Annotated in this window: 5 protein-coding genes and 1 pseudogene; 1 reads left to right on the forward strand and 5 read right to left on the reverse strand. The window is 61.5% G+C overall.

Annotation, left to right across the window (positions count from 1 at the left end; translation table 11 throughout):
• Genes ACPYOI_RS06160 through ACPYOI_RS06170 form a run of 3 tightly spaced genes read right to left on the reverse strand, consistent with a single transcriptional unit; the run spans position 1 to position 4,830 of the window.
• A complete protein-coding gene (locus ACPYOI_RS06160) occupies positions 1-1,293 on the reverse strand; it encodes an HlyD family type I secretion periplasmic adaptor subunit (RefSeq protein ID WP_481419133.1) in 1,293 nt (430 codons plus the stop codon).
• Entirely contained in the window at positions 1,290-3,449 is a 2,160-nt protein-coding gene (locus ACPYOI_RS06165) for a type I secretion system permease/ATPase (protein WP_481419132.1), read from the reverse strand. Before ACPYOI_RS06165 ends, ACPYOI_RS06160 begins: the two co-directional genes overlap by 4 nt.
• A 19-nt stretch (positions 3,450-3,468) precedes the next feature.
• Positions 3,469-4,830 carry a TolC family outer membrane protein gene (locus ACPYOI_RS06170; RefSeq protein WP_168829584.1) on the reverse strand — a complete coding sequence of 454 codons (1,362 nt, stop codon included), beginning with the start codon at positions 4,828-4,830 and terminating at the stop codon, positions 3,469-3,471.
• Positions 4,831-5,299: 469 nt separating this feature from the next.
• Here ACPYOI_RS06170 and ACPYOI_RS06175 point away from each other — a divergent pair, with 469 nt between their 5' ends.
• Positions 5,300-5,911, forward strand: a complete 612-nt coding sequence (locus tag ACPYOI_RS06175) for a GGDEF domain-containing protein (RefSeq protein WP_481420000.1) — start codon at positions 5,300-5,302, stop codon at positions 5,909-5,911.
• Between the two features lie 57 nt (positions 5,912-5,968).
• On the opposite strand, the gene ACPYOI_RS06180 is transcribed toward ACPYOI_RS06175, so the two are convergent.
• Positions 5,969-10,534, reverse strand: coding sequence for a beta strand repeat-containing protein (locus ACPYOI_RS06180; protein ID WP_481422673.1), 4,566 nt, complete (start codon positions 10,532-10,534; stop codon positions 5,969-5,971).
• Positions 10,535-11,200: 666 nt separating this feature from the next.
• Positions 11,201-13,051: pseudogene (locus tag ACPYOI_RS06185) on the reverse strand (tandem-95 repeat protein); the annotation flags it as partial.
• Positions 13,052-13,138: the final 87 nt, after the last annotated feature.

Raw genomic sequence — 13,138 nt, forward strand, 5'->3', positions numbered from 1 at the left:
TCACCGCTCCGTCAGCGCTTCTGAACGCGCCTTGTTGATTGGCTTCAGCAGGTAGCTGAGGACCGTCTTGTTGCCGGTCATGATTTCCACGGAGGCGACCATGCCCGGAATGATCGGATAGGGTTTTCCGTTGCGTTCCAGCTCCGATTTGTCCGTCTTCACCTGGACCAGGTAATAGGTCTCGCCTTTTTCCTTCTCCACCAGGCTGTCGGCCGAGACGTTTTCGACGATACCTTCAAGCCCGCCGAAGATCGAGAAATCGTAAGCCGTGACCTTGACCACCGCCGGCTGGCCGCGGCGGACGAAAGCGACGTCGCGAGGCGATATCTTCGCTTCGATCAGCAGCGTATCGGCGGTCGGCACGATGCCGGCAATGACGCGGCCGGGATCCACATAGGCACCGATCGTGTTCACTTCCAGCGTGTTGACGATGCCATCGACCGGCGAGCGGATATCGGTGCGCTTGACGCGATCGGAGGCGCCGCGGATGGTCTCATCGACCACGGAAAGCTCGGCAAGCGCCGTCGCCTTGTCGGTCAGCGCCTGCTGACGCAGCTCAAGCGCCAGATCGCCGAGCTGCAGCTTCGCCTCCTGCACGGCGGCTTCCAGACGATCGATGCTTTCCTGATAAACCTTGAGCTGGCCCTGCTGATCCGTCAGGTCGCGTTCGACCTTTAGAATTTCAGTCTGCGCCACCAGCTTCTTCTGGGCCAGCGGGCTGATAAGGTCGTACTGGCGTTGCGCACCTGTAATGTTGTCCTGCAGGCGGGCGATATTGGCATGCGCTTCGTTGAGTTCGTTCTCGCGCTGTTTGACGCGCTCCTGGAGAACGCCGAGCTTGTTTTGATAGCTCGCTCGATCGGCGGCAAAGAGGCTCGTTTCGTTGCTGCAGACATCCTTGGCGACGGCCAGAATGTCCGGCGGGCAAACATAGGGCGCGTCGTACTGGCCGGCCTCTTCGAGTTTCAGCCTTGCGACCTTGGCGCCGAGCGCGCGCGCCTTGGCGACAGATTCCCCGAGCGTCGATGTCGTGGTCGTATTGTCGAGCTGCACCAGCAGCTGACCCTTGCGGACGACCTGGCCGAGTGTCACCGCAATCTGCTGGACGACGCCGGGTTCCGACGACTGGATGATCTGGGTCTTTGAAACGGGAATGACCTTGCCTTCGCCCCGGGCGATCTCGTCAATGCTGGCAATCGCCGCCCAGCCGACGAAGCTTGCAATCAGCAGCGCGCAAAGCGCCAGGATGGCGCGGGCGAAAAGCGGCGGATGGTCGAGACGATTGGCCCTCATTGCTGCCCCGCCGGTCTGCGCTGCATGGCCTCGATCACGGCCTGCTTCGGGCCGTCGGCGATGATGCGGCCCTTGTCGATGACGATCAGACGGTCGACGAGCTCGAGCATGCTGTGGCGATGGGTGGCGATCAGAAGCGTCGTCTCGGGGCCGAACGCGCCGGACAGCTTGGAAATCAGGTGCCGTTCGGTGGCAAGGTCCATCGCCCCGGAGGGCTCATCCAGGAAGACTATCTTCGGCTTGGTCAACAGCAGCCGGGCGATCGTCAACGCCTGTTTCTGGCCGCTCGACAGGTTGGTGCCGCGCTCGCCGACGGGCATATCGAAGCCGCGCGGATGGTTGGACACGAACTCGTCGACGCCGGTCATGCGGGCGACCTCCAGAATTTCCTCGTCCGTCGCATCGGCGCGGCCGATCAAGAGGTTTTCCTTCACGGTGCCGGAAAACAGATCGGAGGACTGGCCCGCAACGGCAACGGCCGAGCGCACCTCAGCCATATGGTATTGCCGGATATCGACGCCATCGATCAGCACGCGACCGCTTGCCGGAGCAAAGAGGCCATCGAGCAGGCGGCCGAGCGTCGTCTTGCCCGAGCCGATGCGGCCGATGATGCCGATCTTCTCACCCGGACGGACATTGACGGACAGGCCGTTGATCACCGGATAGTCAGAGCCCGGATACTGGAACGAGACGTTCTGGAAGCTGAAGCTGCCCTGCTGGATCTGGCGATTGACGAAACCGACCGTCGAAGGCCGGTCGTCGGGCTGCTCCATGATCTTGTCGAGGATGCGCAGCGACATGGTCGCCTGGCGGAAACGCGCGAGCGTCATGGCGATCTGGCCAAGCGGCGCGCCGGCGCGGCCTGCCAGCATCACGGTCGCGACGATGGCGCCCATGGCGATGCGGCCGGCAGCAAATTCATAGGTGCCCGCAATCACGATCAGGACACTCACCATCTGCTGGATGAACGTTGTCATGTTGATGGCGTTCGTCGAGATATGCTTGATGTCCTCGCTGGTGCGGCTCGAATATTTGGTGAGCTCCTGCCAACGGCGCAGCATAGCCGCCTCGGCGCGAAGGCTCTTCAGCGTCTCGATGGTAGAGATGGTTTCGATGAGCAGAGACTGCCGGCGCGAGGCTTCGTTTGCGGCTGTCGCCATGCGCTTGCCAATCTTCGCCTGCGCCCAGAGGCCGATGGCAACGGACAGGACGAAGGCAACTGCCGGAATGACAACCAGCCAGCCGGCAATCAGATAGATAACCGCAAGGAAGATGAAGACGAACAGGCTGTCGATCAGCACGCCGATGGTGTTCGAGGTGAAGAACTCGCGGACGAATTCATACTGCGTGACGCGATTGGCATACTCGCCTGTCGAAAGCGGGCGCGATTCCAGCGTCGAATTCAAAACCTTGTCGAAGATCAGCTGGGAGAGCCGCAGATCCGCCTTGCGGCCGGCATAGTCGATCAGCGACGAGCGGGCCGTCTTCAACAGGAAGTCGAAGAGATAAGCAAGCGTGATGCCCGCCGCGAGAACCCAAAGGGTCGCCTCCGCCTTGTTCGGCAGCACGCGGTCGTAGACATTCATCGTAAAGAGCGGCGAGCCGAGCGCGATGAGATTGATGAAGAGCGCCGACACCATGACGCGAACATAAGTCCGCCAATAAGGGACCAGCGTTGTTGCCAGCCAGTGGCGCTTTTCAATCTCCACGGCGTTGCCGACCAGCGCCTCTTCTGAAGCATTCTGATAGTAAAGCGTGAAGGCAAAGGCCATTTTGGGCTTCAGCGCCGCGAGCTCTTCGGGGGTAAGCTTGATCGATCCGCCGCTCACCGGAACGATATCGGTGACGTAGGCGCCATCTTCCGCCACTTCCAGCAACGGCAGAACGCCGCCATCGGCAAACGAGACGATGGCCGGGCAATCGAAATTGCCCAGGCGGCAGTCGCGTTCCTGATGCCTGATGACCTGAAGGCCGATGCGCTCGGCCATCTGCTCGACGTCGTCAAGCTCCAGCGATTCGGTGACCTCGTCCGGCAGGCCGGAGAAGAGTACCGTGTCTGAGCTTGGCCGGCCATAGAACGCGGCCACGGACTTGAAAGCGGCCTTGAACGTTTGGAGCGGGGTGCCGCTTGAGGTCTCGAGTGCTACGTTCAGCATAGTTCCATGGCCGTATCGACTACTGCTGTCGAATCGGCGCTAGAAGGTCCAACGGCAGGCCGGCTTTCTGATGTGAATCAAGCTCGACGTATCCCGGATCTGCGACGCCCGCGGGGACAACAAACTCTTCCCGCGCATAAGACTGGGCCTGCGCGACCGGCTTCAGCTTCATCGTCTGAAGCAGATTGCCGGAAGCGGCCAGGATTTTGTACTCGGCGAAGACCGACGCGACGCGCGCCGTATCGGCGAGAACCCTGGTGTTGAAATTGGTGTTCTGCGCATCGAGCACGTCGAGCAGCGAACGCTGGCCGACGCTGAACTGCTGCCGGTAGGAGGTGACCAGCTGGGCGTTGGTCGTGGCCTGCTGGCCGAGGATGCCGGCAAGCTTGCCGCGGCTTACGCGCTCATTCCACGCGGAGCGGACGGACTCCCCGACTTCGCGCTGCACCTGCGCCAATGCATAGCGCTGCTCATCGGCGCGGCGGATCTGCTCCTGCTCGCGAGCAACATCGATGCCGCCACGATAGAGGTTCCACCGGGCGACAACTTGCACCTGGTAGTCATTCGTATTGCCGCTGTCGTCGTTGATGTCGTCGCCAAGCCGGGCGGTGCCTTCGAGGTCGACCTTCGGCATGTAATTGGCGCGCGCGCCGCGCACGCCGGCATCAGCCGCATCGATATCCGCATTGGCGGAGTAGATACGAGGGCTGTTCTTGCCGGCGACGAAGACGGCGTCGTTCAGCGTCTTCGGCACGAACTTGGCGACGGAAGGCGGGGTCTGCGCGCCGGTGATCGGCTCGCCCACGACCTGCAGGAAGCGAATCTTCGTCGCTTCCAGCTCTTCGTTGGCTTCCTGCAGACGGGCGGCAGCAGCCTGCTGGCGCTCGACGCCCTGCAGACGGTCGGCGTCGGTCAGCGTGCCGCCCTTGATGCTCTGCTCGATGTTGCCGAGGATCTGGTTGTGGAAGGCGAGGTTATCCTGGGCCGCCTTAACGATCTGGTTCTGAAGGATATATTCGAGATAGTCCTGCGTCACCTCAAGCGCGAGCGATTCGGAACGCTCGAGGACGCGGAACGAGGCGCCGTCAACGCGCGATGCCTGCTGATCCACCTGCGCCCGGCGGTCGCCGCCGTCGAAAAGCCGCTGCGTGATGGTGAGACCAACGCTGTTGGGAGACAACCAATCACTGTCAGAATTCAGCGTTCCGCTCGAAGAATTCGACAGACGACGGCGGCCGCTTCCCGCGTCCAGGTCAACAGAGGGCAAGTAAAGCCCGCGCGCCTGGCGAAGCTCAAACTCGATTGCTTCACGATCCTTCGCAGCCTGCAAGATCTGCGGGTTCGTCTTCATGGTTTTTTCAATAGCCTGCTGCAACGAAATAGCATTAGCGTCAACGCAAAATGCAAAATTCAAAGCAACAGTCGCAGACAGTGCTGCGAAAATTCTTTTGCCCCTAAACAAGACCGATGCCCTCATCACCTGTGATTAATCCGCCTACCTATCTACCCGGATTCTTTCTCACCGGTAAGCAAGTAGCATTAAGTTATCCATACTCCAACTGGCCTGCGGCTTCTTCCTTCGAAGACAGTTAACTCTAAGGTTTTCCCACTTAAAGCAACAATTTTACGGGATTTTTTAATCGGTATTTTTTGTGCTAGCGGTTAGCTAAACGCTCACCCTCAGTGAGTACATAACCGCCATGATCTTTGCTAACCGCTACTCCCTAGCCTCTCTAAAACCCGCCCTGCTGCGCGCTGCAATCGGCGCGTTGTGCTGCGTCGCGGGCTCCACTGGATTTTTACTTATCTTAAACCTTCTACTCCCGGATAAACCATTTTTGGTAGGATTTGTGAGTATTCCTTTAATTTCTTTTGTTGTTGCATTTCCGCTGCTGTTGGCGCTGCAGCTGCGCAATGCCGAACTTGCGGCGGTGCGCGCAAGGATGAACCATGCCGCACGCCACGATCCGGTGACGAATGCGCTCAACGGCACCGCCTTTGCGGCTGCGATGACGCATTATGTCGATCGCCGCCGGAAGATCGCGACCGATGCCGGCGGCATCATGATCGCCGTGGTCGTCGAGACGTTCGATACGGTCAGCCGCCGCTACGGCCCGCAATGGGCCGACACAGTGATGCAGTCGCTGGCCGAGATCATCAAGAGCTCGATCAGAAGCGGTGATCTCGTCGCGCGGCTGGCCACCAACGAGCTCGGCATCTTCCTTCCGGGCGCCACGCCGGAAAACGCCCAGGATATCGGCGCCCGCATCCGCAGACGCGTCGAGCAGGCCGCGTTCGAAACCGCCGAAGCCCCCCTCGACCTGAAGATCAAGCTTGGCGGCGCGCTCTTCGAGGGGACTGAGGATTTCAATCGCATCAGGCAGCTCGCGGACGAGATGGCATTCGACGGCACGACCGAGGACGGCGAGCCGATGGCGATCGCCAGATTGCCGGCGGCCTGATGTCAGAAAACAGAAAAGGCGCTTTCGCGCCTTTTCTTGGATTTTCGTCCGATCCCATCAGCCGACATGCGGTGCAGTCGTTGCGTCGTGCTTGTCGTCGTAGAGGATCTTGACCGCTTCCGCAGTGCCCTGAAGAACCGCCACGTCGTGCCAGGCGCCGTTGTCGTTGACGCTAACGACGGTATTTGCACCGCTGACCGTTGTCTTGACGCTGGAGAGCGCTTCCGCCTCGCTTGCCTCGTGACCGAGCAAGGAGTTGAGAAGGTTCGATACGTCGAGCGTGTCGCCTTCGCTTGCCTTGTAGTCGGTGATCACGTCAGCCAGCTTCACATCCTTGAAGGCGTCGGCATCGAGGACGAAGGTGTCGGCCCCTGCCCCGCCCGTCATCATGTACATGCCGGCGCCGCCATGGAGGTGGTCGTCGCCGTCAGTGCCGATCAGCGTCGTGCTGTTCTGATCCGCCGCGCCGAGCGTCGTATCAAAGCCAACTTCGACGAAGCTGCCGGTCCCACCGTCAGCGGTTGTGTAGCTGCCTTGAGCAAGGATCGACTGGCCGTTGATCTCAGCATCCGAAGCCGAAGCATCGAGCGAGATGCTGATGATCGAATGATCGGCCAGGTTCGACAGTTCGCCGTTGTCTGTGAGGCCGTTGTGGTTCAAGTCCTGCCAGATGGTGAGCTTCGAGAAGGCCTCATCGGCCGCATCGATCTTGCCGTCATGGTTGCTGTCGAGCGTCGAAAGCGCCGCCAGGCCATCCGCATAGCTGCCACCGGCAAAGTGCGGCGAAAAGATCTCGCTGCCATTGTCGATCTTGCCGTTGCCATCGACATCGAGCGCCAGGATGCCGTCGCTGCCGGCCGTCCAGGCGATCTGATCCTTGTGACCGTCGGCATTGATATCGAACTGGACGCCGTGATCGAGCGAGGTCAGCGCGACGCCGTTGTGGTCGAGGTCGAGGACGATGGGGTCGGTTGTGCCGACAAACGTACCGTCGCTCCGGACAACGTAGTCCCCACCCCCGATGTGTACCCGAACGGAATCAACGCCGCTTCCATTAGCACCACTCAGGGTATAGGCCGTTGTGAAACTACCATTTCCGTTGATGCTGACTTGCACACGAAGATCCGAGCCGTTTATTGTGACCCGCAGGTAGTCCGAGACATCCTTGCCACTGCCGATTGAGCCGACGAGGCTTTGAAGGTCGATCTTGTCCCCGTCGCTAAAGCTATAGTTGGTAACCGTATCGGCATTGCCGCTGCTCAAGTTCTCCGATCCCCATACGAATGTATCGCTGCCGCTGCCGCCCTTCAGGGTGTCGTTTCCTGCGCCGCCCTTGATCGTATCATTGCCGCTGCCGCCGGTCAGGCTATCGCCACTGGAACTGCCGATGAGCGTGAAGCCTTCCGACTGATTGGCAACGTTAATCGTGACTCCGGACCCCAACGCTGCAGAGATGACCTCGACACCCTGCAGGCCGCTATTGCCCAGTCCATTGAGTTCCGTCGAAGTGGACTTCAGGTTGATGGTGTCGGTGCCGCCTCCGAGATCGATGTCGCCGCTGCCGATCAGAATGGCGTTCAACTGAGAACCGGTAAGGGTGATCGAGTCGTCGCCGCCAGTTCCGATCAGATTGCCGGTTTCGACGTTGTCGATATTCGGGCTTCCGGCGCCGGAGATATCCACCGAACCGCTGACCTTGACGTTCAACGTATCGGAGCCGTCGTTCATGTCGATAGACGAGAAACCGGCCAATTGGGTCGCAGAAAGGGTAATGGACTGACTGTAGCTGGCAAAAATACCACCATCTACGGCTTCCAGATTTTCTACGCTGACGATCGTTGCGGATGAGAGATCCACCGAAACGCCATTGCCTTGCGTGTTCAACCTGAGAGTATCGGTTCCATTACCGCCATCGACATGGACGAGGCCGTTGTAGGCATAGATGCTATCCTTGCCATTCCCTCCGAAAATGATGTCACCGCCGCCGCCGCCGTCGATGGTACTTCCGCCGTTCGCGGCGATCAGTATCTCGGCCGCAGCGGTTCCAGATAGATCGCCGAACTGGCGTTCCACGTCGACCCCAGCAGTCTTCGTCGCCGTGCCATCCGAAGCGGTGTAGTTAAACGAACCGCCGCCGGGTAATATGTCCGCGAACGAAACTGCGCCCGAATTGTGACTCGCAATATCGAGGAACGAGGTGGCGCTGGCATCCGTTATCTGAAGGCTATTGCCGTCCGGATCGTGGTCGTTGAGAAGCAATACCCAATCAGGGATTGAGATGGACGAGGTGTTGGTGATGACTGTGTCGTTCGCAAGCTGCGGAGCATTGTTTGCCGAGACGACCGTCGCTGTCGCAGCACTGGTCACCGTTTCATTGAAGTTCTGCCCGTCGGTATATGTGGTCCTGACCGAAATGGCATGTCCGGCGTCTGCCGCTCCAAGCGTGTAGTTCGCGCCGCTCGCGCCGGTGTCAACGCCGTCGCGCAGCCAGTGATAGGCGATATTGGACTGTGCACCATCCGGATCGGCACCCAGCGCCGCCTGAAGAACGTCGCCGACTTTCGGCGCGCCTGCCTGCTGCGTCGTATCGCTGATGGAGACCGTCGCCGCACCGTCGTTGACGGGGGTGATATCCAGCGTAGCGCTACCGGCAACCGTCGCCGTGCCGTCCGTCACACTGTAGCCGAAGCTCACCTGCGTGCCGTCGTTCGCTGCCGGCGTGTAGGTCCAGGTGCCGTTGTGGTTGTCGGTCAGCGTACCGGAGCCGGAAGCGATGTGCAGGCCGGTCGCCGTCAGCGCGTTGCCATCGGCATCGGTCGCACCGGCCAGAAGCTGGGCCTGGGTGATCAGATGCGCGCCGCTGTCTTCGGCGATCGCAACAAGTGTCACTGCCGGAGCAACCGGTGCGTCGTTGACCGGGGTGATGTCCAGCGTGGCGCTACCGGCAACCGTCGCAGCGCCGTCCGTCACGCTGTAGCCGAAGCTCACCTGCGTGTCGTCGTTCGCCGCCGGGGTGTAGGTCCAGGTGCCGTTGCCGTTGTCGGTCAGCGTACCGGAGCCGGAAGCAATGTGCAGCCCGCTCGCCGTCAGCGACGGGCCGTCGATGTCCGAAGCATGAGACAGAAGTTCAGCCTGTGTGATCAGGCGAGTTCCGCTGTCTTCGGCAATCGCCGCCAGCGTGACCGGCGTCGTCAACGGCGCGTCGTTGACCGGGGTGATGTCCAGCGTGGCGCTACCGGCAACCGTCGCCGCACCGTCCGTTACGCTGTAGCCGAAGCTTACCTGCGTGTCGTCGTTCGCATCCGGCGTATAGGTCCAGGTGCCGTTGCCGTTGTCGGTCAGCGTACCGGAGCCCAAAGTGATATGCAGCTCGGTCGCCGTCAGCGAAGCGCTATCGACATCCGTCGCACCGGCCAGAAGCTGGGCCTGGGTGATCAGATGCGCACCGCTGTCTTCGGCGATCGCAGCAAGTGTCACTGCCGGAGCAACCGGTGCGTCGTTGACAGGAGTGATATCCAGCGTGGCGCTACCGGCAACCGTCGCCGCGCCGTCCGTCACGCTGTAGCCGAAGCTTACCTGCGTGTCGACGTTCTCATCCGGCGTATAGGTCCAGGTGCCGTTGCCGTTGTCGGTCAGCGTACCGGAGCCGGAAGTGATGTGCAGCCCGGTCGCCGTCAGCGCGTTGCCATCGAGATCGGTCGCACCGGCCAGAAGCTGGGCCTGCGTGATCACATGCGCACCGCTGTCCTCGGCGATCGCTGCAAGTGTCACTGCCGGAGCAACCGGTGCGTCGTTGACGCCTTGTACGCCGACGTCGATCGTCTGCGTCCAGGACTGTGTGTCAGCGTGCACGCCGTCCGTCAGCGTTGCGGTATCGGTGACCGTCGCCGTCACGGACAGCGTAAAGTGACCGTTCCAGTTGGCCGGCGGGGTCATGGTGAGCGGCGTCGTGTTCAGTGAGGCGATCTGGGCCGGATCGGAGATGATCCAGGTGCCGCCCTCGCCTAACGCACCCACCGAGAAGGTCGCGCCTGCCGGGAAGCCGGACAGCTTGACGGCCAGCGTCTCGGAACCGTCGGTATCCGTGAGCACTAGGTCCATCTTGGACAGGGTGACCACATGGTCTTCCTGGCCGTTGTTCGGCACGCTGAAGGCGTGGCCGTCAATCTCGCCATGCTGCTGCCAGACGCCGACCAGGCTGCCATCCTGCAGCTGGACGAGCGGGCTGCCGGTCTCGCCGGGATGCGTTGAGCCGGACGAGGTCAGATCGAAGTGCCCGCCGAGCGGCGTGCCATCGGCAGCATAGCGCTGGCCCTTGACGAAGTGGTCGTTGGGGTTCTCCGATGAATTCCAGGTGACGACGAAGGTGCCGTCCGCAAGAGCCGTCACCGACGGTGCATCCTGAGTGCCGAACTCGGCGGACTGGACGACGGCTTCGCCTCCCACCTTGCCTCCAGCGGCATCAAAAATCTGCGCCTTGACCGCATTGGAAGCACTATCGGCCCAGACGACGACAAAGCCGCCGCCTGCCAGCGCCGTCACGGATGCGGTGGTGGCATTGCCGCCGGCGTTTACGTGCGTTTCGCCGCCCTGCGGTGTGCCGTTTGCATCGAACCGCTGCATGTAAATGCCGGTACCATCGCTGCCCTGACCGTTCCAAGTGACGACGAAGCCGCCATTCGAGAGCGTCGTGACATCGCTGTCCAACTGGTTGCCATCCGTTGTCGTGTTGACACGGAATTCACCGCCTGCCGCATGACCGGCGGCATCGAAACGCTGGCCGTAGACGCCGGCGCCGCTGCCATCCTGCCCAGTGGACGTCCATGTGACGACGAAGCCGCCACCAGGCAGATCGCTGATCGTGCTGTTCGTCTGAGAGCCGGCAGTATAGGTGTTGATATGAATCTCCGGCCCATTGGCGCTGCCGTCGGCATTGAAGCGCTGGGAGTAGATGCCGTCGCTATCCTCGCCGCCGCGTCCATTGGACGTATAGGTAATGATAAAGCCGCCATCCGCCAGAGCATGCGCGTTGGCCTGATCCTGGTTGCCGGTGACATCGGTATTGACGCGGAACTCGCCGCCGACCTTGTTGCCCGAAGCATCGTAGCGCTGCGCATAGATGCCATTCGTGAGGTTGGAATCCTGCATCGTCGACGTCCAGACGGTGACGTAACCGCCGCCCGTGAGCGCTGTCGCGCTGGCATTGAACTGGTCCATCTGGGACGTGCTGTTCGCCTGGAAATCGCTACCAACCGCTGCCGGCGCACCGTTCTGGATGGTGAAGGTCGGCGCATCGGCGTCCGGCGCGATGTCGATCGTGACATGAGCGGTCGAAGTGCCGCCGTGGCCATCCGAAACGGAGTAGTCGAAACCGGCAACGCCGCTGAAATTCGCCGCTGGCGTGAAGATCGGATTGCCGTTGTTCAGGCTGACCGTGCCGTGCAGGGCACCGTCGACGGAAAAAACCGTCAGCGTGTCCTGCTGATCGACGTCCGTGTCGTTGCCAGTCAGCATCGCGCCGGTGAACGTGATGGCTTGATCCTCGTTCAAGGCGAAGCTGTCGGCCGTCGCCACCGGCGCGTCGTTCGTGCCGGTGATGGTGATCGTCAGCGGTTGCGAACCGACATTGCCATGACCGTCGTTGATCTGCGCCTGGTAGGTGATCGTCAGCGTTTGGCCTTCGCCCAGCCAGTCCAGGTTTGCAGCCTGCGGGTCATAGGTCCAGTCGAAGCCCATTCCGCCACTGTTGGAGACCTTGTCAGCCGAGAAGTGGATCGCCGACGAGGCGATCAGAGCCGACACATCGACACCGGCGGGCAGATCGCCACGGCTCCAGGCGGCTGTCGCGTTGCCAGAGACGGACGGATGCAGGGTATCGCCGACGTCGGTATCGGAAACGGCAAGTACGCCGCCCGTCAACAGAATGTCCTGTGCGGACGAATCGCCGACAATCTCCGCCACGCCTTGCGGATTGGATGAGCCTGTGATCACAGGCGCGTCGTTGGTGCCGGTGATCAGGATGCTGATGACCTGCGTGTCCTTGGCGCCGTGGCTGTCCGTGACCTCGACGGTGTAGTCCAGCCGGGTCTGGTAGCCAGCCGGCAGGAAGCCAAAGGTCTGGCTGCCGGAGTTGAAGGTCCAGTGCAGCGTGCCATCGGAATTGCCGTTGACGACCGGGTTGGTCGACAGGTGCAGGAAGTCGAGCGCGCCTGCCGTTGCCGGATTGTAACCCGCACCACCGCCGGTAACCGCCAGAACCTTGGCTGTGACGACGTCAGTCATATCGGCGTCATGCACCTTCAGGTCGCCCTGCGTCGTCAGGGCGGCATCCGTTTCGGTCAGGCTGCGCGTGACGGCCTCCTGGCCGACGAAGCCGGGGACGGTCGTCGATACGGTTTCGCCGGTCGGGATGCTGATGACGGGCGCGTCGTTGGTACCGGTGATCAGGATGCTGATGACCTGCGTGTCCTTGGCGCCATTGCTGTCCGTGACCTCGACCGTGTAGTCCAGCCGCGTCTGCCAGCCGGCCGGCAGGAAGTCGAAGTTCTGGCTGCCGGAATTGAAGGTCCAGTGCAGCGTGCCGTCCGAATTGCCGTTGACGACCGGATTGGTCGACAGGTGCAGGAAGTCGATCGCGCCTGCGGTTGCCGGGTTGTAACCGGCACCACCGCCGGTAACCGCCAGAACCTTGGCGGTGACGACATCCGTCATGTCGGCATCATGCACCTTCAGGTCGCCCTGCGTCGTCAGGGCGGCATCCGTCTCGGTCAGGCTCCGCGTTACGGCCTCCTGGCCAACGAAGCCGGGGATGGTCGTCGATACGGTCTCGCCGGTCGGGATGCTGATGACGGGTGCGTCGTTGGTGCCGGTGATCAGGATGCTGATGACCTGCGTGTCCTTGACGCCATTGCTGTCGGTGACCTCGACCGTGTAGTCCAGCCGGGTCTGCCAGCCGGCAGGCAGGAAGTCGAAGTTCTGGCTGCCGGAATTGAAGGTCCAGTGTAGCGTGCCGTCCGAATTGCCGTTGACGACCGGGTTGGTCGACAGGTGCAGGAAGTCGATCGCGCCTGCCGTTGCCGGGTTGTAACCGGCACCACCGCCGGTAACCGCCAGAACCTTGGCGGTGACGACATCCGTCATGTCGGCGTCGTGCACCTTCAGATCGCCCTGCGTCGTCAGGGCGGCATCCGTTTCGGTCAGGCTGCGGGTGACGACGTCCTGGCCAAC

It is taken from the genome of Rhizobium sp. SVR5-2C, from assembly GCF_056755115.1.

Bases quoted from the DNA above. Each gene is read 5' to 3' on its own strand.
- ACPYOI_RS06165 (WP_481419132.1), bottom strand. From the start codon at position 3,449: ATGCTGAACGTAGCACTCGAGACCTCAAGCGGCACCCCGCTCCAAACG.
- ACPYOI_RS06180 (WP_481422673.1), bottom strand. From the start codon at position 10,534: ATGCAGCGGTTCGATGCAAACGGCACACCGCAGGGCGGCGAAACGCAC.
- ACPYOI_RS06160 (WP_481419133.1), bottom strand. From the start codon at position 1,293: ATGAGGGCCAATCGTCTCGACCATCCGCCGCTTTTCGCCCGCGCCATC.